Annotated in this window: 21 protein-coding genes; 17 read left to right on the top strand and 4 right to left on the bottom strand. The window is 70.8% G+C overall.

Annotated elements, in window-relative coordinates:
* Nucleotides 1-108 precede the first annotated feature (108 nt).
* Nucleotides 109-1,560: an MFS transporter gene (locus MFF64_RS21595; protein WP_099899253.1), complete on the bottom strand. Its 1,452-nt coding sequence runs from the start codon at nucleotides 1,558-1,560 to the stop codon at nucleotides 109-111.
* Nucleotides 1,561-1,662: 102 nt separating this feature from the next.
* The gene (locus MFF64_RS21590) at nucleotides 1,663-2,064 is read right to left on the bottom strand and encodes a PaaI family thioesterase (protein ID WP_099899255.1); all 402 of its coding nucleotides are present in this window, start codon (nucleotides 2,062-2,064) and stop codon (nucleotides 1,663-1,665) included.
* 74 nt (nucleotides 2,065-2,138) lie between these two features.
* Between MFF64_RS21590 and MFF64_RS21585 the strand changes: the two genes are divergently transcribed.
* The 4 genes from MFF64_RS21585 to MFF64_RS21570 all read left to right on the top strand — a co-directional run bounded on the left by MFF64_RS21585 (nucleotide 2,139) and on the right by MFF64_RS21570 (nucleotide 6,401).
* The gene (locus tag MFF64_RS21585; RefSeq protein ID WP_099899257.1) at nucleotides 2,139-2,825 is read left to right on the top strand and encodes a histidine phosphatase family protein; all 687 of its coding nucleotides are present in this window, start codon (nucleotides 2,139-2,141) and stop codon (nucleotides 2,823-2,825) included.
* Between the two features lie 195 nt (nucleotides 2,826-3,020).
* Nucleotides 3,021-4,217, top strand: coding sequence for an ABC transporter substrate-binding protein (locus MFF64_RS21580; RefSeq protein WP_099899272.1), 1,197 nt, complete (start codon nucleotides 3,021-3,023; stop codon nucleotides 4,215-4,217).
* Nucleotides 4,214-5,242 carry a cyclase family protein gene (locus tag MFF64_RS21575; protein WP_238192367.1) on the top strand — a complete coding sequence of 343 codons (1,029 nt, stop codon included), beginning with the start codon at nucleotides 4,214-4,216 and terminating at the stop codon, nucleotides 5,240-5,242. Before MFF64_RS21580 ends, MFF64_RS21575 begins: the two co-directional genes overlap by 4 nt.
* Nucleotides 5,243-5,249: 7 nt before the next feature.
* On the top strand, nucleotides 5,250-6,401 hold the full coding sequence (locus tag MFF64_RS21570; protein ID WP_099899261.1) for an NADH:flavin oxidoreductase/NADH oxidase: 1,152 nt from the start codon (nucleotides 5,250-5,252) through the stop codon (nucleotides 6,399-6,401).
* 139 nt (nucleotides 6,402-6,540) lie between these two features.
* Here the strand turns inward: MFF64_RS21570 and MFF64_RS21565 are convergent, their stop codons facing one another.
* Nucleotides 6,541-6,936, bottom strand: a complete 396-nt coding sequence (locus MFF64_RS21565; protein WP_099899264.1) for a DUF2306 domain-containing protein — start codon at nucleotides 6,934-6,936, stop codon at nucleotides 6,541-6,543.
* A 98-nt stretch (nucleotides 6,937-7,034) separates the two neighbouring features.
* Here MFF64_RS21565 and MFF64_RS21560 point away from each other — a divergent pair, with 98 nt between their 5' ends.
* The 8 genes from MFF64_RS21560 to MFF64_RS21525 all read left to right on the top strand — a co-directional run bounded on the left by MFF64_RS21560 (nucleotide 7,035) and on the right by MFF64_RS21525 (nucleotide 15,137).
* Complete coding sequence (locus MFF64_RS21560) at nucleotides 7,035-7,580, top strand: TetR/AcrR family transcriptional regulator (RefSeq protein ID WP_165795504.1); 546 nt, start codon at nucleotides 7,035-7,037, stop codon at nucleotides 7,578-7,580.
* Nucleotides 7,581-7,731: 151 nt separating this feature from the next.
* Nucleotides 7,732-9,354: an ABC transporter substrate-binding protein gene (locus MFF64_RS21555; protein WP_099899268.1), complete on the top strand. Its 1,623-nt coding sequence runs from the start codon at nucleotides 7,732-7,734 to the stop codon at nucleotides 9,352-9,354.
* 339 nt (nucleotides 9,355-9,693) lie between these two features.
* Nucleotides 9,694-10,647: an ABC transporter permease gene (locus MFF64_RS21550; RefSeq protein WP_048444352.1), complete on the top strand. Its 954-nt coding sequence runs from the start codon at nucleotides 9,694-9,696 to the stop codon at nucleotides 10,645-10,647.
* Nucleotides 10,648-10,651: 4 nt separating this feature from the next.
* Nucleotides 10,652-11,566 carry an ABC transporter permease gene (locus MFF64_RS21545; RefSeq protein ID WP_099899270.1) on the top strand — a complete coding sequence of 305 codons (915 nt, stop codon included), beginning with the start codon at nucleotides 10,652-10,654 and terminating at the stop codon, nucleotides 11,564-11,566.
* Complete coding sequence (locus MFF64_RS21540; RefSeq protein WP_238192366.1) at nucleotides 11,563-12,603, top strand: ABC transporter ATP-binding protein; 1,041 nt, start codon at nucleotides 11,563-11,565, stop codon at nucleotides 12,601-12,603. Before MFF64_RS21545 ends, MFF64_RS21540 begins: the two co-directional genes overlap by 4 nt.
* Before the next feature lie 7 nt (nucleotides 12,604-12,610).
* Complete coding sequence (locus MFF64_RS21535; protein WP_099904626.1) at nucleotides 12,611-13,627, top strand: ABC transporter ATP-binding protein; 1,017 nt, start codon at nucleotides 12,611-12,613, stop codon at nucleotides 13,625-13,627.
* Nucleotides 13,628-13,734: 107 nt separating this feature from the next.
* On the top strand, nucleotides 13,735-14,070 hold the full coding sequence (locus MFF64_RS21530; RefSeq protein ID WP_238192365.1) for a (2Fe-2S) ferredoxin domain-containing protein: 336 nt from the start codon (nucleotides 13,735-13,737) through the stop codon (nucleotides 14,068-14,070).
* Nucleotides 14,067-15,137 carry a lysylphosphatidylglycerol synthase domain-containing protein gene (locus MFF64_RS21525; protein WP_425324384.1) on the top strand — a complete coding sequence of 357 codons (1,071 nt, stop codon included), beginning with the start codon at nucleotides 14,067-14,069 and terminating at the stop codon, nucleotides 15,135-15,137. The genes MFF64_RS21530 and MFF64_RS21525 overlap by 4 nt, the downstream gene beginning before the upstream one ends.
* Nucleotides 15,138-15,224: 87 nt before the next feature.
* On the opposite strand, the gene MFF64_RS21520 is transcribed toward MFF64_RS21525, so the two are convergent.
* On the bottom strand, nucleotides 15,225-15,773 hold the full coding sequence (locus MFF64_RS21520; protein WP_099904628.1) for an ankyrin repeat domain-containing protein: 549 nt from the start codon (nucleotides 15,771-15,773) through the stop codon (nucleotides 15,225-15,227).
* A gap of 265 nt (nucleotides 15,774-16,038) precedes the next feature.
* On the opposite strand from MFF64_RS21520, the gene MFF64_RS21515 reads away from it, so the two are divergent.
* The 5 genes from MFF64_RS21515 to MFF64_RS21495 all read left to right on the top strand — a co-directional run bounded on the left by MFF64_RS21515 (nucleotide 16,039) and on the right by MFF64_RS21495 (nucleotide 24,053).
* Nucleotides 16,039-18,402, top strand: a complete 2,364-nt coding sequence (locus MFF64_RS21515; protein ID WP_238192364.1) for an EAL domain-containing protein — start codon at nucleotides 16,039-16,041, stop codon at nucleotides 18,400-18,402.
* Nucleotides 18,403-18,529: 127 nt separating this feature from the next.
* A complete protein-coding gene (locus MFF64_RS21510) occupies nucleotides 18,530-20,155 on the top strand; it encodes an alpha-D-glucose phosphate-specific phosphoglucomutase (RefSeq protein ID WP_238192363.1) in 1,626 nt (541 codons plus the stop codon).
* A 431-nt stretch (nucleotides 20,156-20,586) separates the two neighbouring features.
* The gene (locus MFF64_RS21505) at nucleotides 20,587-21,567 is read left to right on the top strand and encodes a hypothetical protein (RefSeq protein ID WP_238192362.1); all 981 of its coding nucleotides are present in this window, start codon (nucleotides 20,587-20,589) and stop codon (nucleotides 21,565-21,567) included.
* A gap of 297 nt (nucleotides 21,568-21,864) precedes the next feature.
* Nucleotides 21,865-23,079 (top strand): ABC transporter substrate-binding protein, encoded by a 1,215-nt coding sequence (locus MFF64_RS21500; protein WP_099905597.1) that lies wholly within the window; start codon nucleotides 21,865-21,867, stop codon nucleotides 23,077-23,079.
* Between the two features lie 101 nt (nucleotides 23,080-23,180).
* Nucleotides 23,181-24,053, top strand: a complete 873-nt coding sequence (locus MFF64_RS21495; RefSeq protein ID WP_099905595.1) for a branched-chain amino acid ABC transporter permease — start codon at nucleotides 23,181-23,183, stop codon at nucleotides 24,051-24,053.
* Nucleotides 24,054-24,066: the final 13 nt, after the last annotated feature.

Genomic DNA, 24,066 nt, shown 5'->3' with positions numbered 1-24,066 from the left:
GTGAGGCGGTGCGAGGCCCCCACGTCGTGTCGTTCATCGGGAAACCGACAATCCGCTCTCATCCTCCATCTCTGCCGACGGAAAACCTTCGGGTGGCATCCCGACCTGTCACTCCTCCGCCGCCAGCGGCTTCGCCACATCCTCAAGCGACTTGCGCTCCGCCGCCACGCCCCAGATCCCCGCGACCACGCCGGCCGCGATCATCAGCGCCGAGGCCAGCAGATACCCGCCGAGGATCGCCGTGCGGGAATGGCCCTCGATCAGCACGCCGAACAAGGCAGGCCCCACTGCCCCGACGGAGGTGCCGATGGCGTAGAACAGCGCGATGGCGAGCGCCCGGATCTCGAGGGGGAACACCTCGCTGACGGTGAGATAGGCCGAGCTCGCGGCGGCGGAGGCGAAGAAGAACACGGCCATCCAGCACACGGTGAGGCTCGTCGCCGTGACGAGCTCCTGCTGGAAGGCGAACCCGCTCAAGGCCAGCAGCACGCCCGACATGCCGTAGGTGAAGGCGATCATCGGCTTGCGGCCGACCGTGTCGAACAGCCGCCCGAGCAGCACCGGGCCCAGGAAGTTGCCGGCGGCGAAAGGCAGGATGTACCAACCGACGCCGTCCGCCGGCACCTGGTAGAAGTCGATCAGGATCAGCGCGTAGGTGAAGAAGATCGCGTTGTAGAAGAAGGCCTGGGCCGACATCAGCACCAGGCCCACCCCCGCCCTCTGCCGGTAGGTCTTGAGCGCCGAAAACACCTCGGCGAGCGGCGTGTGGCTGCGCTGGCGCAGCCGCGCCTTCGGGAAAGGCCCCTCGGCGAGGGTGTGGCCCTCGGCGCGAAAGCGCGCCTCGATCCCCGTCACCAGGGCCTCCGCCTCCTCGTGCCGCCCGTGGGTCATCAGCCAGCGCGGGCTCTCGGGGATCCAGGTGCGCAGGAACAGGATGATGAGCCCCAGAAAGGCGCCGAGCCCGAAGGCGACGCGCCAGCCGAGATCCGGCCCGAACAGGGCAGGATCGAGCACGATCAGCGAGGTGCCGGCGCCGAGCACCGCACCCAGCCAGAAGCTGCCGTTGATGACGAGGTCGGTCCAGCCCCGGGCCCGGGCCGGGATCAGCTCCTGGATGGTCGAGTTGATCGCCGTGTACTCGCCGCCGATGCCGGCCCCGGTGAGGAAGCGGAAGAGGCAGAAGCTCCACAGGTTCCAGGACAGGCCGGTGGCGGCGGTGGCCGCGAGATAGACCGCCAGCGTGATGAAGAAGAGTTTTTTCCGCCCGAGCCGGTCGGTGAGCCAGCCGAAGCCCACCGCCCCCAGCACCGCGCCGGCGAGGTAGCTCGACGTGGCGAGCCCGATCTCGGCATTGGAGAATTGCAGGGTCGGGCTCGCCTTGAGGGCGCCCGCCAGGGCGCCCGCGAGCGTCACCTCGAGCCCGTCGAGCACCCAGGTGATGCCGAGCGCCAGCACCACCAGGGTGTGGAACCGGCCCCAGGGCAGCCGGTCGAGCCGGGCCGAGACGTCGGTCTCGATCACGCCGCCGGGCGCGGCGCGGGTGGCGGGGGAACGCGTCATCGGGGCCTTTCGGGCTGGCGGGCCTGACCGTGTCCCCTCAACATGGCTCCCGGGCGCCCGCCGGAAACCCGCAACAGGCCAGAAACCTCCGCGGCCGCTCGACTACCCCTTCGCGCCGACAGGCTTGAACACCCCCGTCGCGGTCGCCACCACCCGCCCGGCCTCGTCGCGGATCTCCGCGTCGCAGAACAGGATCGACTGGCCGGCCCGCGTCACCCACCCTTCCGCGAGGAGCACGCCGTGGCCCGGCGAGAGGAAGCGGGTCTGCATGTCGAGGGTCACCACCGGCCGTCCGGCGGTGAGCCGGGCCACCGTCCCCATGGCGATGTCGAGGAGGGTGCAGAGGATGCCGCCATGGGCGATGCCGAGGTTGTTGCCGTGCTGCGGTCCGAGTTCCAGGCGCAGGCGCGTGCGTCCCTCGACGACATCCAGCGCCTCGATGCCGCAGAGCCGGGCGAACGGGATGTCCGCCCCGTAGATCATGCCGTTCTCCGCCTCGTTCATCCGTGCGCTCCGTTTCGGGTGCCGCACCTATGCGGAGAGTTCGCCGGCCTGGCAATTCGCGCTATGACGGGACCATGAGTGCTTCGCCCCCCTCCTCCTTCGTTCGCACCCGCTGGTGGTGGGTGCGTCACGCCCCCGTGCGGGGCGATGGCGGCCGCATCTACGGCGGCAGCGACATCGCGTGCGATTGCGGCGACGTCCACGTCTTCTCCGGCCTCGCCCCGGTGCTGCCCCGCGGCGCGGTCTGGGTCGCGAGCCATCTCGGCCGCACCCGCCAGACCGCCGAGGCCCTGTGGCAGGCCGGCGACTTCACGGTGGACGGCAATGTGCCCCGCCTCACCGCCCTGCCGGCCCTGGCCGAGCAGAATCTCGGCGAGTGGCAGGGCCAGGACCGAACGCGCTTCTTCGCCGAGCGCCAGCCCTCGGCGGCGAGCTACTGGTTCGCGCCCGCCGACGAGCGCCCGCCGGGCGGCGAGAGCTTTTCGGAGCTGTGCGCGCGGGTGAACGCCGCGATCGACGAGCTCACCGTCGAGCATCGCGGCCGCGACATCGTGGCGGTGGCTCATGGCGGCACGATCCGGGCGGCGATCGCCCTCGCGCTGAACCTGGGTCCCCAGGGCGGCCTCGCCTTCGCGATCGAGAATTGCTCGCTCACCCGTCTCGACCATTACGCCGCCCCGGACGGGTCGGGCTGGCGCGTCGGGATGGTGAATGCCCAACCCTGGCTCGGGGCGGCGGAGGGTGGGAGGCCGGCGGCCTGAAGCGGCTGAGCGAGGCCATACCGGTTTTTGCAGCACCGGCCCGCTCAGGCAGCGGTTGACAACCGGGTCCCCTTGTCAGGACCATGCACCCGGGCGCCCTCGACGGCGTACCGTACGAACGAACGTCTTCGACGAAGGACGAACCGGGTGAGGACAACGCTTCTGGCGGCGGCTCTGGCCGTCGCATTGCCGGGCATGGCCTGGCAGGGAGTGGCTCGCGCGCAGCAGGCGCCGGCCACGACATCTCAAAAGATCTCCGACGGTGTGGTGCGCCTCGGCTTCCTGCTCGACATGTCGGGACCCTACGCCGACGTGACCGGGCCCGGCAGCGCCGCGGCGGCGCGCATGGCGGTGGAGGATTTCGGCGGCAAGGTGCTGGGCGCCCCCGTCGAGGTCGTGGTCGCCGATCACCAGAACAAGCCGGACATCGCGGCGGCGACCGCGCGGGCCTGGTTCGACACCGGCGGGGTCGACGCGATCCTCGACGTGGCGGCCTCGGCCACCGCGCTCGCCGCCGCCGACATCGCCCGGGCCAAGAACAAGGTCATCGTGTTCAACGGCCCCGGCGCGGTGCGGCTCACCAACGAGGCCTGTTCCCCCGTCTCGGTGCACTGGGCCTACGACACCTACGCGCTCGCCAATTCGACCGCGCTCGCCACCGTCAAGGCCGGGGGCGAGTCGTGGTTCTTCGTCACCGCCGACTACGCCTTCGGCCAGGACCTCGAGCGCGACGCGAGCGCGGTGGTGAAGGCCAATGGCGGCAAGGTGCTCGGCTCCGTGCGGGTGCCGCTCAACAATCCCGACTTCTCGTCGTTCCTGCTCCAGGCGCAGGGCTCGGGCGCCAAGGTCGTCGGCCTCGCCAATGCGGGCGCCGACACCACCAATTCCATCAAGCAGGCGGCCGAGTTCGGCCTGACGCAGGGCGGGCAGAAGCTCGCGGGTCTGCTCGTCTACATCAGCGACGTGCACAGCCTCGGCCTCAAGGCCACGCAGGGGATGCTCCTGACGGAAGGCTTCTACTGGGACCTCAACGACGAGACGCGGGCCTGGTCGAAGCGCTACTTCGAGCGCGTCGGCAAGATGCCGAACATGTCCCAGGCCGGCGTCTACTCGACGGTGACGCACTACCTGAAGGCCGTCCAGAAGGCCGGTGCCGACGAGACCGCCGCGGTGATGACGGCGATGCGCGAGGCGCCGGTCGACGACTTCTACGCCCGCGGCGGGCGCATCCGGGAGGACGGCCGCATGATCCACGACATGTACCTCTTCGAGGTCAAGAAGCCGGACGAGTCGAAGGGGCCTTGGGACCTCTACAAGCTCGTCGCCACCGTTCCGGGCGATCAGGCGTTCCAGCCGCTCTCGGCGTCCCGCTGCCCCCTGGTGAAGAAATGACGATGCGCTGGCGCCGCCGCCCGGAGGGCTCGACCTGGGGCGATTTCGGCCCCGACGACGAGCTCGGCCGGCTCAACCTCCTGACCCCCGAGAAGGTGCGTCAGGGCGCGGCCGAGGTGCGGGAGGGCCTGACCTTCTGCCTCAGCCTGCCCCTCGACTATCCGGGCGGCAACGTCCTCAACCCCCGCCGGCACCCGCCGCAGGTCCGCCCGACCGTGCGGGCGAGCGGCCGGCCGAACATGAACTTCCTGGTCTGCGAGGAGGTGCCCGACGCCACCGACGTGATCAGCGACGATCTCGCGGTGCTGCACCTGCAATACTCGACGCAGTGGGACAGCCTCGCCCATGTCGGCTCGCTGTTCGACGTCGAGGGGGACGGCACGCCGCGTCCGGTTTACTATAACGGTTTCCGGGCAGGCTCCGACATCACCGGCCCGACGACGCCGGAGGAAGCCGGCGCCCCGTCGCGCGCCCAGGCCCTCGGCATCGAGCGGCTGGCCGAGCGCGGCATGCAGGGCCGCGGTGTGATGATCGACCTCCACGCCCATCTCGGCGACGCGCGGGTGGCGGTGGGCTATGATCAGCTGCGGCAGATCCTCGATGCCGACGGGGTCGTGGTCGAGCCCGGCGACATGGTCTGCCTGCATACCGGCTTCGCCGAGCGGCTGCTCGGCATGAACCGGAACCCGGACCCGGCGGTGATCCACGACCTCTGCGCCGGGCTCGACGGCCGCGACCGGCGGCTGCTCAACTGGATCACCGATTCGGGGCTCGCCGCCCTCATCGCCGACAACTACGCCGTCGAGGTCCACCCGGCTCTGCCGGGAGACGGCTGCTGCGCCACCCTGCCGCTGCACGAGCACTGCCTGTTCCGCCTCGGGGTCAATCTCGGCGAGTTGTGGCACCTCACCCCGCTCGCGACCTGGCTGCGGGCGCATGGGCGCTCCCGCTTCCTCCTGACGGCGCCGCCCCTGCGGCTGCCGGGCGCGGTCGGCTCGCCGACGACGCCGATCGCGACCGTGTGAGCGAAGAATGACCGCGCAGCTCTTCACGCCCGTCCGCCTGCGGGACGTTTCTCTCCGCAACCGCGTCGTGATCCCGCCGATGTGCCAGTATTCGGCGCGGGACGGGATCGCGGGCGACCACCACCTCGTCCATTACGGCCGATTCGCCCTCGGCGGCGCCGGGCTGGTGATCCTGGAGGCGACCGCGGTGGTGCCGGAGGGACGCATCACCCACGGCGACCTCGGGATCTGGTCGGACGCGCACGGCGAGGCGCTGGCCCGGGTCGCGGATTTCCTGAAGGCGAACGGTGCCGCGGCCGGATTGCAACTCGCCCATGCCGGCCGCAAGGCCAGCATGCAGCGCCCGTGGGAGGGCAACGGCCCGCTCTCGGAACAGGAGATCGCCCGCGGCGAGACGCCCTGGCCGATTGTGGCGCCGAGCGCGATCCCCCTCGACGAGGGCTGGCTGAGGCCGGCGGAACTCTCGCCTTCCGACCTCGACGACCTGAAAGGCGCCTTCGTGGCGGCGGCCCATCGGGCGCACCGCGCGGGGTTCGACGTGATCGAGCTTCACGCCGCGCACGGCTACCTGCTCCACACCTTCCTGTCGCCGCTCACCAACCGGCGCGAGGACGCCTTCGGGGGCGACCGGACCGGACGGATGCGGTTCCCCCTCGAAGTGGCCCGGGCGTTGCGGGAGGCCTGGCCGGCGGGAAAGCCCCTCTTCGTGCGGGTCTCGGCGGTGGACGGGCTCGAGGGCGGCCTGACCCTCGACGACACCCTCGCCCTGGCCGCCGAGTTGCGGGCCCTCGGTGTCGACGTGCTCGACTGCTCGTCGGGTGGCCTGTCCGGCTCCGCCACCGCTGCCCGGATCCGACGCGATTACGGCTTCCAGGTCGGCTTCGCCGAGGCCGTGAAGCGGGAGACGGGGCTCGCCACCATGGCGGTCGGCCTGATCGTCGATCCGCGCCAGGCGGACGCCATCGTGGCCGAGGGCCGCGCCGATCTCGTCGCGGTGGGGCGGGAGGCCCTGGCCGATCCGAACTGGGCGTCACGCGCGAGCCGGGCTCTCGACAGGGCGGAGGAGCCGGGCTTCGAGGCCTGGCCCCAGCAGGCGGGCTGGTGGCTGGAGCGGCGGGAGCGGGACATCGCGCGGCTGGGGCCGTGGCGGCCGGCGTGACGGCTTCCAAATCGGCAGCGGCCGTCCTTCGTCCCCTTTCAGGCATCCCGGGTTCCGCTGCGCGGCCCCGGGATGCCGATGGAGGGCTTCACCCTCGTCGAGCGCACCGACCGCGCTCGACGGCCCCGGCGTGACATCGTTACCCGAACACCACGTGCCCCATGATCCGGCCGGGCAGCAGGGTGAACAGCCCGGTGATCACCAGCGCCCCGAGATTGAGCCCGATCATGGTCCAGCGATGGGCCGCGATGCGGCCCCGCCGCGCGTGGAGCACCGTCCGCACCAGGGCCACGAGCGTGTATGCCGACAGGAGATGGATCCAGCTGAACGGCCCGACCTGGCGCAGGCCGGAGATGCCGAACGAGCTCAGCGCTACCACGGCCATCAGCCCGACCCAGAGCCGGCCCATCAGCCGGTGCCGCCGTCCGCCCCGCCGCAGGCCGAATTGCAGCGCCCCGAGCGCCAGGGCGGCGAGAGCGGCCGCGGCGTGGACCTGGATCACCGGCGAGGCGTGGAGGAGCGGCTGCAGGGTCATGGCGGACGCTTTCCGCAAGGTGCGGGCCGGCCGCCGCGGCTTGCGGCGGCGGCCGGTTTGCGTATGTTGACAGGCGCAACATAGGAGATATGTGGGCATTGTCAACATCTGGGGGCGATACGGCCTATCACCATGGCGACCTGCGCCGGAGCCTGATCGCGGCGGCGCGTGATCTGCTGCGCGCCGGCGGCGTCGAGGCGGTGACCTTGCGTGAGGCGGCGCGGCTCGCTGGGGTGTCGCACAACGCGCCCTATCGCCATTTCGCCAGCCGCGAGGCGCTGCTGGCTGCGCTCGCGACCGAGGGGTTTCGGGCTCTGCGTAAGGCGCTCGAAGAGGCGGGGCGCCGGGCCGAGCCGCCGGAGCGGCTCACTGCCCTCGGCCGCGCCTATCTGCGCTTCGCCGATGCGGACCGGGCGACCTTCCGGCTGATGTTCGGCGGCGTGGTCGAGGACGCAGACCATCCCGACCTCGCGGAGGCCTCGTCGGCCACGTTCGGGGCGTTACGGAGCGTGGTGACGGAGCGCGAGTCGCCGGCCGGCGCCGAGCGCGATGCCTTGCGGGCCTGGGCCCTGGTTCACGGCCTCGCCCATCTCGTCGCCGACCGGCAGATCGATGCCGCACGGGCCGAAGCCTGCCTCAAATGAAAGCAGATTCGCGCTGGATCGTTCGCCTGCGAATGAGGCAGCCCGGAAATTAGGCATTCTCGCTGCCCGGGAACCGGGCTTCCTGCCGCGAGCCGGTTGGCAGGCCTCTTGCAATCTCGTCTCCGTCACTCACCAACGGGGAAGTTCCACGATGCCGCTGCCCACCCGCCTGCCCCTGCGCCCGCTCGGGCGGACCCTGTCCGGGCTCGTCCTCGCCCTCGCGCTGGTGGGGTCTGCGAGCGCCCAGGGCGTGCTGCGCATCGGCATGACCGCCTCCGACATCCCGCTCACCACCGGCCAGGCGGACAATGGCGGCGAGGGCATGCGCTTCACCGGCTACACGGTGTACGACGCCCTCATCAACTGGGACCTCAGCCGGGCCGACAAGGCCTCCGACCTGACGCCCGGCCTCGCCACCTCCTGGAAGGTCGATCCCGCTGACAAGACCCGCTGGATCTTCTCGCTCCGCCCCGGCGTGACCTTCCACGACGGCTCGGCCTTCGACGCCAACGCGGTGGTCTGGAACCTCGACAAGCTCCTGAAGTCGGACAGCCCGCAATTCGACCCGCGCCAGTCGGCGCAGGGGCGCACCCGCATCCCGGCCGTCGCCTCCTACAAGGCGGTCGACCCGATGACGCTGGAGATCGTCACCAAGACCCCGGACGCCACCTTCCCCTACCAGCTCGCCTGGATCCTGATGTCGTCTCCCGCCAACTGGGAGAAGCAGGGCAAGAGCTGGGACGCGGTCGCCAAGGCGCCCTCCGGCACCGGCCCGTGGAAGGTCACAGGCTTCGTGCCGCGCGAGCGCCTGGAGCTGGTCCCGAACAAGGAGTACTGGGACAAGGCCCGGGTGCCGAAGCTCGACAAGATGGTGCTGGTGCCCCTCCCCGAGGCCAATGCCCGGGTCGCGGCGCTCCGCTCCGGCCAGGTCGACTGGATCGAGGCGCCGGCGCCGGACGCGGTGGCCTCCCTCAAGGCCGCGGGCTTCGCTCTCGTCACCAACCTCTATCCGCATAACTGGACCTGGCACCTGTCACGGGCCGAGGGCTCGCCGTGGAACGACGTGCGCGTGCGCAAGGCCGCGAACCTCGCCATCGACCGCGAGGGCCTGAAGGAGTTCCTCGGCGGCCTCGCCACCCCTGCAGAAGGCTTCCTCACCCCCGGCCATCCCTGGTTCGGCAAGCCCACCTTCAAGGTCGGCTACGATCCGGAAGCCGCCAAGAAGCTCCTCAAGGAGGCGGGCTACGGCCCGAACAAGCCTCTCACCACCAAGGTGCTGATCTCGGCCTCCGGCTCCGGCCAGATGCAGCCGCTGCCGATGAACGAGTTCCTGCAGCAGAACCTCGCGGAGGTCGGCATCAAGGTCGATTACGAGGTCGTGGAGTGGAACACGCTGATCAACATCTGGCGCGCCGGCTCGAAGTCTGACAGCGCCCGCGGCGGCACCGCGATGAACTACTCCTACCTGATCCAGGATCCGTTCACCGCCTTCATCCGCCATGCCCAGTGCAACCTGGCGCCGCCGAACGGCACCAACTGGGGCTATTACTGCGATCCGGCGATGGACAAGCTGTTCGACGAGGTCCGCGCGACCTTCGAGCCGAAGGACCAGGTCGCGGTCTTGCAGAAGATCCACGAGAAGTTCGTGGACGACGCCCTGTTCCTGATGGTTACCCACGACGTCAACCCGCGGGCGATGAGCAAGAAGGTGCAGGGCTTCGTCCAGGCCCAGAGCTGGTTCCAGGATTTCTCGCCAATCACCATGGCGAAGTGAGATTTTGGGCGGAGTGAGATCTTGGGCGAAGTGAGATCTTGATGCGTGTTCGAGTGAACCGACCGTCCTGACACTCTCGACGTCAGTCCGGGGCCGCGACAGCGGAGCCCGGAATCCAGAACCGCCAAGGCTTCCGAGGAAGGCGGACAGGGCTCCGCTCCATCCGGCACCACGAGCGGCTCCGGATCCGGGGCTCCGCTTCGCGGCCCCGGAATGACGCGGAGGGTGGAAGGTCCCTCGGGCGAACTCGGACAGGCCCGCGACACCACGAACCCGCCCGGCTCCCGCCGGGCGAGGCCACGATTCCGACAACCGGCGCAGCCCCGGGATCCTCCCGTCATGATCCTCTTCATCCTCAAGCGCATCGGCTACGCCGCCCCGGTCGCCCTGGGCGTCAGCCTGGTGTGCTTCCTCCTCGTCCACCTCGCCCCCGGCGATCCCCTGAGCGCGATCCTGCCGGTGGATGCCACTGCCGAAATGCAGGCGCAGATGCGCGCGGCCTACGGCTTCGACAAGCCGCTGCCGGTGCAGTACGGCCTCTGGCTCTGGAAGGTGCTGCAGGGCGACCTCGGAACCTCGATCGCCACCGGCCGCCCGGTCCTGGCGGAGGTCGGCCGCGCCGTCGGCAACAGCCTGATCCTCGCCTCGGTGGCGACGCTGATCGGCTTCACCTTCGGCACCTTCTTCGGCTTCGTTGCCGGCTACGCCCGCGATTCCTGGCTCGACCGGGTGGCCTCCGCCATCGCGGTGTTCGGGGTCAGCGTGCCGCATTACTGGCTCGGCATCGTGATGGTGATCGTGTTCTCGGCCACACTCGGCTGGCTGCCGCCCACCGGCGCCGGGCCCCAAGGGTCGGGCAACTGGTTCCCGGACCTCGAGCACCTGCGCTACCTGCTCCTGCCCGCCATCACCATGTCGGTGATCCCGATGGGGGTGATCTCCCGCACCGTCCGGGCGCTCGTCGGCGACATCCTGCACCAGGACTTCGTCCAGGCCCTGCGCGCCAAGGGCTTGTCGGAATTCGGCGTCTTCCGCCACGTGGTCAAGAACGCGGCTCCCACCGCCATCGCCATCATGGGGCTGCAGCTCGGCTACCTGCTCGGCGGCTCGATCCTGATCGAGACCGTGTTCGCCTGGCCCGGCACCGGCTTCCTCCTCAACGCCGCGATCTTCCAGCGCGACCTGCCGCTGCTCCAGGGCACGATCCTGGTCCTGGCGATGTTCTTCGTCACCCTCAACCTCCTGGTCGACGTGGTGCAGACCGCCCTCGACCCCCGCATCGAGAGGGCCTGACCCGATGACCGTTCAGACCTCGCTCGCCACCGGCGATCCCGTCGCTGCGGTGCCGGCGCCGGAGATCCCGGTCCAGGCCTCCCGCGGCTACTGGGGCAGCGTGCTGCGCCGCCTCGTCCGCGATCCGGTCGCGATGGCCGCCGCCTTCGTCATCCTGTGCATCGTGCTCGCGGCGATCTTCGCGCCGCTGATCGCCCCGATGGACCCGTTCAAGGGCTCGATGGTCCGGCGCCTGCGCCATGTCGGCGACGCGACCTACTGGCTCGGCTCGGACGAGCTCGGCCGCGACATGCTCACCCGCCTGCTCTATGCCGGCCGCCTCTCGCTGTTCATGGGCGTGCTGCCGGTCGTCATCGCGTTCTTCGTCGGGTCGGGCCTCGGCATCCTCGCGGGCTATGCCGGCGGCTGGGTCAACACGCTGATCATGCGCGTGGTCGACGTGTTCTTCGCCTTCCCGTCGGTGCTGCTCGCCATCGCGCTCTCGGGCGCGCTCGGGGCCGGCATCCTCAACTCGATCGTGTCGCTCACCGTGGTGTTCGTGCCCCAGATCACCCGCGTCGCCGAGAGCGTCACGGTGCAGATCCGCAACCGCGACTACGTCGAGGCGGCCCGGGTCTCGGGCGCCAACCCGTTCACGGTTGTGCGGGTGCAGGTGCTCGGCAACGTGCTGGGTCCCGTCTTCGTCTACGCCACCAGCCTGATCTCGGTCTCGATGATCCTGGCCTCGGGCCTGTCCTTCCTCGGCCTCGGCGTGAAGCCGCCGGAGCCGGAATGGGGCCTGATGCTCAACACCCTGCGCACCGCGATCTACGTCAACCCGGTCGTGGCGGCGCTCCCCGGCGTGATGATCTTCCTGACCTCGATCTCCTTCAACCTGCTGTCGGACGGCCTGCGCTCGGCCATGGAGGTGCGCCAGTGACCGATCTCGATCCCCGCGACCGCGGCGGTCCCGCGCAGCCGCTGCTGACCGTCGACGGCCTGGTGAAGCACTTTGCCGGCAAGGGCGGCCTTTTCGGCAAGGGCCCCGCAGTGCGGGCCGTCGACGGCGTCGACTTTTCTGTCATGAAGGGGGAGACGCTCGGCGTCGTCGGCGAATCCGGCTGCGGCAAGTCGACGACGGCGCGCCTGCTGATGCAGATCAACAGGCAGGATCGCGGCGACATCGTCTTCGACGGCGAGTTGCTCGGCTCCCGCGCCCTCGACCTGAAGGCCTATCGCCGCCAGGTGCAGATGGTCTTCCAGGATTCCTACGCCTCGCTCAACCCGCGCCTCACGGTCGAGGAATCGGTGGCCTTCGGGCCGAAGGCGCACGGGCTGTCCTCGGCGGCGGCGCTCGCCCGGGCCCATGACCTGCTGCGCCGGGTCGGCCTGGAGCCGCGGCGCTTCGGCGGGCGCTATCCGCACGAGGTATCCGGCGGCCAGCGCCAGCGGGTCAACATCGCCCGGGCGCTCGCCCTCGAGCCGCGCCTCCTCATCCTCGACGAGGCGGTCTCGGCCCTCGACAAGTCGGTGGAGGCGCAGGTGCTGAACCTGCTGACCGACCTCAAGAACGAGTTCGGCCTGACCTACATCTTCATCTCGCACGACCTCAACGTCGTGCGCTTCATGTCCGACCGGGTGATGGTGATGTATCTCGGCCGCGTCGCCGAGATCGGCCCAGCCGACGCGATCCTCTCGACGCCGCGCCACCCCTACACGGCGGCGCTCCTCGCCTCCCAGCCCTCGACCGACCCGGATGCCCGGCTGGAAGAGGCACCGCTCACCGGCGACCCGCCGAACCCGATCAACCCGCCCCCGGGCTGCCGCTTCCATACCCGATGCCAGTTCGCCGCGGAGGTCTGCCGCACCCGCGAGCCCGGTCTCGACCCGGTCGCCCCGGCGCATGCCGCGGCCTGCCACATGGCGGTGGCGGGCTCCGGCCACCCGAAGGCACCCGCGGTCCCGATGGCGGCGTGAGGCAACCATGAACGCACCCCTGCGCACCTCTGACACCGCCACCTCCGACGCCCTGATCGAGGTCCGCGACCTGACGGTCGACTTCCTGGGAGGCCGAAAAGCCGTCCGGGCCGTCGGCGGGGTCGATTTCACCATCCGGGCCGGCGAGGCCCTGGCGCTGCTGGGCGAATCCGGCTCCGGCAAGTCCGTGACCCTGCGGGCCCTGATGCGGCTCCTGCCGGAATCCCGCACCCGCATCGGCGGCCACCTGCGGGTGGACGGGCACGACGTGCTGACGCTCAGGCCCAAGGCGCTCTCGGCCTATCGCGGCGGCACCGTCGCGATGATCTTCCAGGATCCGGGCCTCGCCCTCGATCCGGTCTACCGCATCGGCGACCAGATCGCCGAGGCGGTCATGCGCCACGAGGGCGTCTCCCGCGCCGCCGGGCGCGCGCGGGCGCTGGAGCTGTTCGAGCGCGTCCACATCCCCTCGCCGGCCCGCCGCCTTGACGCCTATCCCCACGAGATGTCGGGCGGCATGCGCCAGCGGGCGATGATCGCGCTGGCGCTCGCCTGCCGGCCGAAGGTGCTGCTCGCCGACGAGCCGACCACCGCCCTCGACGCCACCGTGCAGATCCAGATCCTGCTCCTCCTGCGCGAGCTGCAGCGCGACCTCGGCCTCGCGGTGATCTTCGTCACCCACGACGTCGGCGTGGCGGTGCAGGTCGCCGACCGGGTCGCGGTGATGTATGGCGGCCACCTCGTCGAAGTGGGGGCGAGCGGAGCGGTGGTCGGCACGCCGGCCCATCCCTACACACGGGGGCTGCTCGCCTCCCGCATCACCCCGGATTCGCCGAAGGGCGTGCGGCTCGCCACAATCCCCGGCTCGCCCCCCGACCTCGCCGACCCGCCCCCCGGCTGCCCATTCGAGCCCCGCTGCGGCCTCGTCGTCCCGTCCTGCCGGGAGGGCCTGCCGGCGCGGGTGGCGGTGGGCCCGGGCCATGCGGCGCGGTGCGTGCGGCTCGGCGAGGCGGCGCCGTCGTAGGTCCGACGCCAGGGAGACCCGTCGCCACGCCATGCCGCGTTGCGCCTGCTCCGGCCGACGGTTAACCACAGCCCCGGATCAGTCATGGAACGGGGGACCAGAACGCGGTGAGCAAGGCGCCGGTGACGAAACGCGGGCCCGCCAAGGCGGCAGCCGCTCCTTTCGCCGAGATCGTGATGGTGTGCGCCAAGTGCGCCAAGCGGCAGGGAGTCGGTGCCAAGGCGGTCCGGGGCGGGTTGAAGCGCGCCCTCAAGGCGGATCACCGCGGACGCAAGGTGCGGGTGGTCGAGACCGGCTGCCTCGGCCTGTGCCCGAAGCGCAGCCTGACGCTCGCCACCGCCGGCTCTCTCGGCGAGGGCCGGCTCCTGGTGCTCGATCCCATGCTCGAACCCGCCGCGATGCTGGATGCCCTGCTTCCCGCGCGGGGGGGCGACGCACCGTGACGGTGGCGGAAACCGGCGCGGCGCCGGCCGGGACGCGCCCGAGCCTCGGCCGCCGCCTGCTGCGGCGCGTGCCGCTCCTCGGCGCCGTGATCGGCGTGGTGCTGGCCCTCTGGCTCGTTGCCGCCAACGACGTCGGCGCGGTGGCGGACGCCTTCGGCCGGGTCGGCCTCCTCGGCATCGCCGCGGTGGTGCTGGTGCGGGTCCTCATCATCGGGCTGTGCGGGGTCGCCTGGGCCCGGATCCTCACCGGCCTCGTCGCGGTGGCGGCCGGCCCGTTCGTGCTGCTGCGTTTCGTGCGCGAGGGGGTCAACGTGCTCCTGCCCGTCGCCTCGGTCGGCGGCGAGGTCCTGGGCGCGCGGCTCCTGACCTTCTGGGGCGTCACCGGGGCGGCGAGCGCCGCCGGCATCCTGGTCGACATGTTCTTCCAGGTCGTCACGCAGGCGTTGTTCGCGCTGACCGGCGTCGTCCTGCTGTCGCAGCTCGAGGGCGAGCAGGCCGCGACCCTGGCCGCCTGGTGCGCCAAGGGGCTCGCCCTGAGCGGCGTCGTGCTCGCCGCCTTCTTCGCGGTGCAGCGCTACGGCGGCGCCGCCTTCATCGAGCGCCAGGTCAGCGCGCTCGCCCGCCGGTTCGCCGCGGAGGGCGGGACGGCACCGCCGAGCGGCGGCGTGCAGGCCGCCCTCGACGCAGTCTGGGATCGCCGGCGCTGGCTGCCCCTCACTCAGGGCCTCCTGCTCCACCTCGCGGCCTGGTTCCTCGGCGCCCTGGAGATCTGGATCGCCCTGCAATGCATCGGCATCCAGGGGGTGACGCTGGCCGAGGCGGTGGTGCTCGAGTCCCTGAGCCAGGCGATCAAGTCCGCCGCCTTCCCGGTCCCGAGCGGGCTCGGCGTGCAGGAGGGCGGCTTCGTGCTCCTCGGCAGCCTGTTCGGCATCGATCCGCACACCGCGCTCGCCCTCTCGCTGGTCAAGCGGGTGCCGGACGTGGTGCTGGGCCTGCCGTCGCTGATGGCCTGGCAGACGATCGAGGCCCGCCGCGGGCTGATGGTGAAGGCGCCGCCGGCCACCTAAGCAGAGGTGCATGGTGTAACTCTGCTTAAGGTTTTGTTTTGGCATCATTTTCGCAGCCGAACCGGGTACCGCTTCGGCGAATGATGCTCAGCTCGGCTTGCCCGCGGCGACCGCCCGGGCGAGCACGTCCGGCGTGTCCGGCGCGTTCATGGCGCGCGCGGCGCTCTCGGCGGTGTGGCCGCTTGCGTCCCGGCGAGCCGCGTCGGCACCGCGGGCGAGCAGCGTCTCGACCATCTCGACGCGGTTGAACATCGCGGCGGTCATCAGGGCGGTGCGCCCGTCCGGCCCGGCACCGTCGATGGCGGCCCCGCCGTCGAGGAGGGCCAGCACCACCGGCATCGCCCCCTTGAACGCCGCCGCCGCGAGCGGGGTCTGGCCGCGGTCGTTGGCGATCTCCGGATCGGCCTTGTGCGCCATCAGCACGCCGACGGTCTCGGCATGGCCGTGATAGGCCGCGAGCATGAGGAGCGTGTCGCCCTTGTCGTTGCGCAGGTTGGGCGGCAGACCCATTCCCAACAGGTCGCCCAGCTCCGCGTGGTGACCGAGGCGGGCATACTGAAAGACCCGGCCCGCGAAGGCGATCGTGTCGTCGTCCAGCATCGGCCGCGCCGGGGCGCCGGGCTCGTCGTTCTGCATCGTGCTCACGTCCGTTCCTTGCCGGTGCCGGATATCGTGCGGAGCGGCCGGCCGCCAAGAGGGAGCAGCCGGCAACCGGCCAAAGGGGAACCGCCGACGGGGATCCGCCGCGCGGGAGGCGCAGCCGGGCGCCGCCCCACCGGTGTTAGGACGAAATTCACTACGGATCGTAGAAATGTCCGACAGGGCCAAGCAATAACATGGTTCTTCACCACAGCCCGTGCACTCTGGACGCCATACAGAGCCCGAGCGCGAGACGCACGTCGTGACTGCCCTCTACAATTGTATTGCTGAAAATCACGACCTCAAGTTGGTTTTTCTCGCAGCGGTTGTATGCAACCTTGCTGCAGTGACCAGCCTGACGCTCCTCGATCATGCCCGCGTCAATGCTAGCGGGGAGCGCCGGCTGTGGCTCGCCACCGCCGCTCTGGCGGGCGGGACCGGGATCTGGGCGACGCATTTCATCGCCATGCTGGCCTTCTCGCCCGGCATCGCCTCGGCCTACGACCTCGGCCTGACCGGTCTGTCCCTGCTGATCGGGATCGGCATGACGGCGGCGGGCTTCTGGATCGCCCTGCGGCCGGGCCTGCCCGGCGCGGCCTGGCTCGGCGGGGCGCAGATCGGCCTCGGCGTCGGCGCCATGCACTTCACCGGCATGGCGGCATTCGAGGTGGCCGGCCGCATCGCCTGGGATGCCGGCCTCGTCCTGGCGGCTCTCGCGGCCGGCGCCGGGTTCGGGAGCCTCGCGCTCGCCATGACCCTGCGGGATGGCTCGGTCCGGGTGAAGCTCGCCGGGGCCGGTCTGATGGTGGCGGGCATCTGCGGCCTGCATTTCACCGCGATGAACGCCGCCGTGATCGTGCCGGACCCATCGGTCGCCCTGTCCGGCACGGCGGTGCCGGCCGAGATCCTCGCCGTGGCGGTGGCGCTCGCCAGCATCACGATCCTGGTCCTGGCCTTCGCCGGCCTGTGGCTGCACCTGCGCGACGAGCGCCGCTCGGCGCTCGAGGGCGATCGGATGCGGGGCCTCGCCAACGCCGCCGTCGAGGGGCTGGTGGTCTGCGACGGCGATCGGATCGTCACCGTCAACGACAGCTTCGCCGACCTCGTTGGCCTCGCCGCCGAGGCGCTGACCGGGGTGGCCCTGTCTGACCTCCTCGCCGAACCGGCCGCGACCGACGCCGCGGAGGTGCCGGAGGCGCAGCTGCGCCGCCACGACGGCAGCCTGGTGCCGGTCGAGGTGATCCGCCGGGTCATCGACTTCGCGGGCCGTCCGCATGCTGCCCTGGCGGTGCGCGACCTGCGGGCCCGCAAGCGCGCCGAGGCGCGGATCGCCTATCTCGCCCACCACGATGCCCTCACGGGCGCGCCGAACCGCACCAGCTTCAACGCCCGGCTGGCGCAGGAGATCGCGCTGGCCCAGGCCGCCGGCCGGCCGCTGGCGGTGCTCTGCGCCGATCTCGACCGGTTCAAGGAGGTCAACGACCTGTTCGGCCACGCCGCCGGAGACAGCTTGCTGCGTGCCGTCTGCGCGGCGATCACCGCCGTGCTCAACCCCGGCCAGATGCTGGCCCGCCTCGGCGGCGACGAGTTCGCCGTTCTGGCGCCGAGCCTCGACGCGGCCGGCGCCGAGGCGCTCGGCGAAGCGATCCTGGCGGCCCTCCGACAAGCCGAGACCGGGCCGGCCGGGGCGATCGCGGCGGCAAGCCTCGGTATCGCGCTTTTCCCGCATGACGGAGCGGAAGCCGAGACCCTGATGATCCAGGCCGACACCGCCCTATACCGCGCCAAGCAGGAGGGCCGCGGTCGCCTGCGCTTCTACGAGGCGCGGATGGGCGTGCAGGTCCGCGAGCGGCGCCAGATCGAGCACGACCTGCGCCACGCCGTCGAGCGGGACGAGCTCAGGGTCGTCTACCAGCCGCAGACCCGCATCGACACCGGCGAGGCGGTGGGCTTCGAGGCGCTTCTGCGCTGGCACCACCCGGAGCGCGGCACCATCCCGCCCGACCTGTTCATCCCGATTGCCGAGGAGACTGGCAGCATCCTGCGGATCGGCGAGTGGGTCCTGCGCGAGACCTGCCGCGAGGCCGCCTCGTGGGCCAACCCCCTGCGCATCGCCGTCAACGTCTCGGCGGTGCAGCTCCACGCCCCGGGCTTCGCCGAGCTGGTGCACGAGGTGCTGTTCACCACCGGCCTCGCGCCCGCCCGCCTCGAACTCGAGATCACCGAGACGGCGCTGATCCGCGACCTTCCCCGCGCACTCGCGACGCTGCGCCGGGTCAAGGCGCTGGGAGTTCGGATCGCCATGGACGATTTCGGCACCGGCTACTCGTCGCTGTCGAACCTGCGCGCCTTCCCGTTCGACAAGATCAAGATCGATTCCTCGTTCACCCGCTCGGTCGATACGAGCGAGCAGGCCGCCACGATCGTGCGCACGGTCCTGGGCCTTGGCCGCGGCCTCGGCCTGCCGGTGCTGGCAGAGGGCGTCGAGACCTCGGCGGAACTCGCCTTCCTGGGCGCCGAGGCCTGCCACGAAGCGCAGGGCTACCTGTTCGGCCGCCCGGCCCCGATCGCCAGCTTCCGCCACCTGACCACCGGCCTGAAGCGGGCCGAGGAGGACGCCGCATGAACTCGCGCGCGGGGGTGAAATCGCTCGCGCGGGCTGGCCGGCGGCGGCGAGAGGCGGCATAAGCTGGGCCAAAAGTCGGCTGGCCCCTTGCCGGCCAGCCCCGCCGCCTTCACCGAGACGAGACCCCATGACCGTCAAGGCCGTCCCCACGCAGCCCTTTCCCGACCAGAAGCCCGGCACCTCGGGCCTGCGCAAGAAGGTGCCGGTCTTCCGCCAGCCCGGTTACGTCGAGAACTTCGTCCAGGCGATTTTCGACTGCCTGCCCGACCGGGCCGGCACGACCCTGGTGGTCGGCGGCGACGGGCGCTTCCTCAATCGCGAGGTGGTGCAGACGACCCTGAAGATCGCGGCGGCTAACGGCTTCGCGCGCATCCTGGTCGGACGCGGCGGCCTGCTCTCGACCCCGGCCGCCTCCTGCGTGATCCGGAAGCACGGCGCGATCGGCGGCGTGGTCCTGTCGGCGAGCCACAACCCGGGCGGTCCCGAGGGCGATTTCGGCATCAAGTTCAACGCCCGCAACGGCGGCCCGGCGCCCGAGCCGGTGACCGAGGCGATCTTTGCCCGCACCAAGGCGATCACGGAGTACCGCATCGTCGAGGCAGCCGATATCGACCTCGACACCCCCGGCGACGTGAGTCTCGGCGACGCGACCGTCACGGTGATCGATCCCGTCACGGATTACGCGGCGCTGATGGAGACGCTGATCGATTTTCCCGCCATCGCGGCCCTGTTCCGCTCCGGCTTCCGGATGCGGTTCGATGCGATGAGCGCGGTGACCGGCCCCTATGCCAAGGACATCCTGGAGCGGCGCCTCGGCGCCCCGGCCGGCACGGTGGTGAATGCCGAGCCGCTGCCCGATTTCGGCGGCCACCACCCGGACCCGAACCCGGTCCACGCCCACGACCTCATGGCGCTGATGACCGGACCGGACGCGCCCGATTTCGGTGCTGCCTCCGACGGCGACGGCGACCGCAACATGATCGTCGCCCCTCATCTCTTCGTCACCCCGAGCGACAGCCTGGCGATCCTCGCCGCCCACGCGCATCTGGCGCCAGGTTACAAGGCGGGCCTCGCCGGCATCGCCCGCTCGATGCCGACGAGCCGTGCGGCCGACCGGGTCGCGGCGGCTTTCGGCATCCCGGCCTTCGAGACCCCGACCGGCTGGAAGTTCTTCGGCAACCTGCTCGATGCCGGGCGGATCACCCTCTGCGGCGAGGAGAGTGCCGGCACGGGCTCGAACCACGTGCGCGAGAAGGACGGCCTGTGGGCGGTGCTGCTCTGGCTCAACCTGCTCGCCGCGACGGGGAAGCCCGCCGACCAGGTTGTGCGCGACCACTGGGCGACTTACGGCCGCGACTACTACGCCCGCCACGACTACGAGGAGGTGGAGAGCGCCGCCGCCGAAGGGCTGATGAGCGGCTTGCGCGAAAAGCTCGCCGGGCTGCCGGGCCAGCGCGTCGGTGATCTCACCGTCGAGGCCGCGGACGACTTCGCCTATACCGACCCGGTCGACGGCTCGGTGACCGCGCGCCAGGGCGTACGGATCCTCTTCCGCGAGGATGCCCGCGTGGTCTTCCGCCTGTCGGGCACCGGGACCGTCGGGGCGACCCTGCGGGTCTATCTCGAGCGCTTCTCGAAGGACCGGCTGGATGCGCCGACTGCCGAGATGCTGGCCCCGGTCGTAGCCGCCGCCGAGGCGATCGCCGGGATCGTGCAGCATACCGGGCGGACGGAACCGTCGGTCGTGACGTAAAGGACCGGCCTCGCGGGTCCGCACGCGTGGCGTCCGCTGGCACTCCGGCCGCGGCGGCAGCGGCGTGCCGTCCTTCGGCAGCGTGGAACGTGCGACGTTCAGCTCCACCGTCGGGAAGGTGTAGGATCCGCTGACCGCCGTGAGATCGACGACGCTGGCGTGCCGAACAATGTCCGACGTCATAGGTCGTCCTCCGGGAGGCCGGTTGGGCGGCGCCCGTCGCGGATCGCCGCGATCGTCACGGGCGCGAGCCCGACCTTCTCGGCGACCATTCGCCCGTTGGTTCTCACCCGAAAGGCTGTGCCCTCGCGACGGCCGCGCTCCCGCAATCCCGCCTCATTCGCGCGGTTAACAGAATCTTGTCCGAGCACGAGGGGAATGCGGGGCTGAGCAAGCCCGGCACGACCCCGGAAACAAGGGAATGCGGGACGATGACTGCACTGCCGTCGAAGACGGGTACGCGGTCCGTGACGGGCGCGGCACTCCTGGCTGCGCTCGCCGCCACGCTGCTCACGGGAGCGGCGCTGACCGGCCCTGCGCGGGCGCAGGGCTACCGGGTCGTCATCGAGGACGAGGACGATGTGATCCTGCCGCCGCGGGCCGTGATCTTCCGCCTCGGCCGGGCCGGCTTCACCGGCATGAGCCATCCGCGCTTCGACGGCGAGACCTACCGGGTCGAGGCCGACAGCCCCTGGGGCAACCGGGTGCAGCTCGTCGTCGATGCCCGCACCGGCCGCATCCTCGACCGCGAGCGCCTGGAGGCGCCGCTGATCCCCCCCGGCACCATCCCCGGCGGCCGTCGCCCCGGCTACGGCTGGACCGAGGCCGACGTGCGTCCGCCACAGCCGCGGGACGAGGCGTTCCGCGAGCGTGCCCCGCGCGACAACGGCTGGCGTGACGGCGGGGCTTACGCTCCCGTGCCGCTCTCCCGCGGCGAGCCGCTGCCGCCGGTCGGCGAGCGACCGGAGGAGCGCCGCGTCGCCGCGCGCCCGCTGCCGGCGCCGCCCGTCGAGGCGCCCGCCCCGGCCTCGCGCGCCGCGGTGGCTCCGCGCGCCGCCGGGCCGAACCCGCTCGGCCTCAACCCCGACAGCCCGGCCGCCCGCGGCGGTGCGGCCACCCGCCGCGAAACCGCGCCCGAGGGCGCGAAGCCCGAGGCGCCGCGCCGGACGGCGGCCCGCACCAAGCCGGCCGAGACGACCGAAACCCCCGCGGCCCTCGTCCCGCCCCTGGCGCCGAAGGTCGAGCCCGCGAGGAAGGACGCCCCGCCCGCGAAGGCGGCCGAGGTTGCGCCGCCCAAGGCTCCGGAGGCCAAGGACGGCGGCTGGAAGACCCCGCCCGACGGCAACCGCCCGGTGCGGGTGATCGGCGGCATCACGCAGGTCCCGGGCAAGAACGAGCCGGCGAAGGATTGAGCGGCGGGGCGACGCGTCGCCCCCGATCCCGCTGGCCGAGTCCCCCTGAGATAGGTGACAGATCTCACACCCTTCGGGTCGTTCCGGGGCCGCGCAGCGGAGCCCGGAACGACCCGAAGGGTGTCAATACGGCCAGGATCAATCAAGCAGGGCCTCAGCAGTCTCGCTCAAGTCCCGCCCTGGTTTCTAGATCGAAAGACGCGCTCGACAAGCGCTGCCATCTTGGGTTCTATCCGGCACCCCGATCGCCGCCCACCGAGGGCGGGACGGCAAGAAACGGTCCCCGGAGGAATCCAGATGCGCTCATCCCTGACCGCGCTCGCGGCGGCGCTCGCCTGCGCGACCGCCTTCGCGGCCCCGGCCCTGGCGGCTGACCCGATCAAGATCGGGGTGACCGGCCCCTATACGGGCGGCTCCTCCTCGATGGGCGTGTCGATGCGCGACGGCGTGCGGCTCGCCGCCGACGAGATCAACAAGAGCGGCGGCGTGCTCGGGCGCCAGATCCAGCTCGTGGAGCGCGACGACGAGGCCAAGAACGAGGTCGGCGCCCAGGTCGCCCAGGAGTTGATCAACAAGGAGAAGGTGGTCGCCACCCTCGGCTTCATCAACACCGGCGTGGCTCTCGCCGCACAGCGCTTCTACCAGGAAGCCGAGATTCCGGTGATCAACAACGTCGCCACCGGCACGATCATCACCAACCAGTTCAACCCGCCGGACTACGACAACAACTACGTCTTCCGCACCTCGGCCTACGACGTGCTGCAGGCCGGCATGATGGCCGACGAGGCGATCGCCCAGGGCTTCAAGAAGATCGCGATCCTGGCCGACTCGACCAATTACGGCCAGCTCGGTCGCGAGGACCTGGAGAAGTACTTCAAGGCCAAGGGCATCAAGCCGGTCGCGGTGGAGAAGTTCAACATCAAGGACGTCGACATGACGCCCCAGCTGTTGAAGTCGCAGGCGGCGGGCGCGGACGTGATCCTGGCCTACGGCATCGGCCCGGAGCTGGCCCAGATCGCCAACGGCATGGCCAAGCTCGGCTGGAAGGTGCCGATGATCACCTCGTGGCCGGCCTCGATGCAGAGCTTCATCGATATCGCCGGCACGAACGGCAACGGCGTGATCATGCCGCAGACCTTCATCGAGGATAAGACGCTGCCCAAGCGCAAGTCCTTCCTCGACGGCTACTACGCCACCTTCAAGGTCAACAAGATCCCGACCCCGGTGGCGGGCGCGCAAGGCTACGACTCGGTCTACCTGCTCGCCGCCGCGATCAAGCAGGCCGGCACCACCGACGGCCCGAAGGTGCGCGCGGCGCTCGAGAACCTGAACACCAAGGTCGAGGGCGTGGTCACCACCTACGACAAGCCGTTCACCGCGAAGGACCACAACGCGATCAGCCGCAACATGGTGGTGTTCGGCAAGGTCCAGGACGGCAAGATCGTCTACGCCAAGGACGAGGACGCCAAGAACGCGGGCGTCGTCCGGGTCAAGGAGAAGGCCTCGAACTGAGCGCCATCCTGCCGAGTGCCCTCTCGGGCCCCGCGCTTCGGCGCGGGGCCCGCACCCGCGCATGAGCGCGGGATCCGCCCGACGAGACGAGCCTTCTCCTCATGCAGATCTTCCTTCAGCTCGTGGCGAGCGGCATCGCCGTCGGCATGATCTACGCCGCGATCGCGTTCGGCTACCAGCTCACCTTCGCCACCTCGAAGACCCTGAACTTCGGCCAGGGCGAGGCCCTGATGCTGGGCGCCCTGTTCGGCCTGACGCTGGTGCCCTTCACCGGCTACTGGCTGATGCTGCCGCTCGTCCTGGTCTTCGGCTTCGCCCTCGGCGCCGTGGTCGAGCGCCTCGGCGTGCGCCCGGCGGTCAAGATCAAGTCCGAGTACGGGTGGATCATGGCCACCATCGCCCTCGGCATCATCTTCAAGAACGTCGCGGAGAACATCTGGGGCCGCGACGACCTCAAGTTCCCCTCGCCGCTGCCGGAGACCGCGATGACGTTCGGCGGCGTCCGGGTGCTGCCGATGGAGCTGATGATCGTCGCCGGCGCGCTGCTGATGATGCTCGCGGTCGAGCTGTTCAACCGCCGCTCGATCTGGGGCAAGGCGGTGGTGGCGACCTCGAACGACATCGACGCCGCCGGCCTGATGGGCATCAACACCCGCAAGGTCATCACCCTGTCCTACTCGATCAGCGCGATGACGGCGGCCTTCGCGGGCGTGCTCGTCGCCCCCGTGACCCTCACCGGCGCCACGATGGGCTCGGTCCTGGCGCTCAAGGCCTTCGCGGTCGCGATCATCGGCGGCCTCGAATCGGGGCTCGGCGTGATCGTCGGCGGGCTGATCCTGGGCGTCGCCGAGACGCTGACCGGCTTCTACATCTCGACCGGCTACAAGGACGTGCCCGGCCTGATCCTGCTGCTCGCCGTGCTGGCGGTGCGCCCGGTCGGCCTGTTCGGCAAGGCCGTGATCAAGAAGGTCTGATTGTTTCGCCCGC

The organism is Methylobacterium frigidaeris, from assembly GCF_022179185.1.
Taxonomy (GTDB): Bacteria; Pseudomonadota; Alphaproteobacteria; order Rhizobiales; family Beijerinckiaceae; genus Methylobacterium; species Methylobacterium frigidaeris.
The sequence above is the reverse complement of the archived record's forward strand: the minus strand, read 5'-3'. Positions and strand labels throughout refer to the sequence as shown.

What these genes read in the sequence shown, in the direction of transcription:
- MFF64_RS21520 (WP_099904628.1), bottom strand. Translation starts at nt 15,773, where the DNA reads ATGCAGAACGACGAGCCCGGCGCCCCGGCGCGGCCGATGCTGGACGAC.
- MFF64_RS21545 (WP_099899270.1), top strand. Translation starts at nt 10,652, where the DNA reads ATGACCGTTCAGACCTCGCTCGCCACCGGCGATCCCGTCGCTGCGGTG.
- MFF64_RS21570 (WP_099899261.1), top strand. Translation starts at nt 5,250, where the DNA reads ATGACCGCGCAGCTCTTCACGCCCGTCCGCCTGCGGGACGTTTCTCTC.
- MFF64_RS21495 (WP_099905595.1), top strand. Translation starts at nt 23,181, where the DNA reads ATGCAGATCTTCCTTCAGCTCGTGGCGAGCGGCATCGCCGTCGGCATG.
- MFF64_RS21565 (WP_099899264.1), bottom strand. Translation starts at nt 6,936, where the DNA reads ATGACCCTGCAGCCGCTCCTCCACGCCTCGCCGGTGATCCAGGTCCAC.
- MFF64_RS21590 (WP_099899255.1), bottom strand. Translation starts at nt 2,064, where the DNA reads ATGAACGAGGCGGAGAACGGCATGATCTACGGGGCGGACATCCCGTTC.
- MFF64_RS21510 (WP_238192363.1), top strand. Translation starts at nt 18,530, where the DNA reads ATGACCGTCAAGGCCGTCCCCACGCAGCCCTTTCCCGACCAGAAGCCC.
- MFF64_RS21505 (WP_238192362.1), top strand. Translation starts at nt 20,587, where the DNA reads ATGACTGCACTGCCGTCGAAGACGGGTACGCGGTCCGTGACGGGCGCG.
- MFF64_RS21580 (WP_099899272.1), top strand. Translation starts at nt 3,021, where the DNA reads ATGGCCTGGCAGGGAGTGGCTCGCGCGCAGCAGGCGCCGGCCACGACA.
- MFF64_RS21575 (WP_238192367.1), top strand. Translation starts at nt 4,214, where the DNA reads ATGACGATGCGCTGGCGCCGCCGCCCGGAGGGCTCGACCTGGGGCGAT.
- MFF64_RS21555 (WP_099899268.1), top strand. Translation starts at nt 7,732, where the DNA reads ATGCCGCTGCCCACCCGCCTGCCCCTGCGCCCGCTCGGGCGGACCCTG.
- MFF64_RS21535 (WP_099904626.1), top strand. Translation starts at nt 12,611, where the DNA reads ATGAACGCACCCCTGCGCACCTCTGACACCGCCACCTCCGACGCCCTG.
- MFF64_RS21500 (WP_099905597.1), top strand. Translation starts at nt 21,865, where the DNA reads ATGCGCTCATCCCTGACCGCGCTCGCGGCGGCGCTCGCCTGCGCGACC.
- MFF64_RS21550 (WP_048444352.1), top strand. Translation starts at nt 9,694, where the DNA reads ATGATCCTCTTCATCCTCAAGCGCATCGGCTACGCCGCCCCGGTCGCC.
- MFF64_RS21595 (WP_099899253.1), bottom strand. Translation starts at nt 1,560, where the DNA reads ATGACGCGTTCCCCCGCCACCCGCGCCGCGCCCGGCGGCGTGATCGAG.
- MFF64_RS21585 (WP_099899257.1), top strand. Translation starts at nt 2,139, where the DNA reads ATGAGTGCTTCGCCCCCCTCCTCCTTCGTTCGCACCCGCTGGTGGTGG.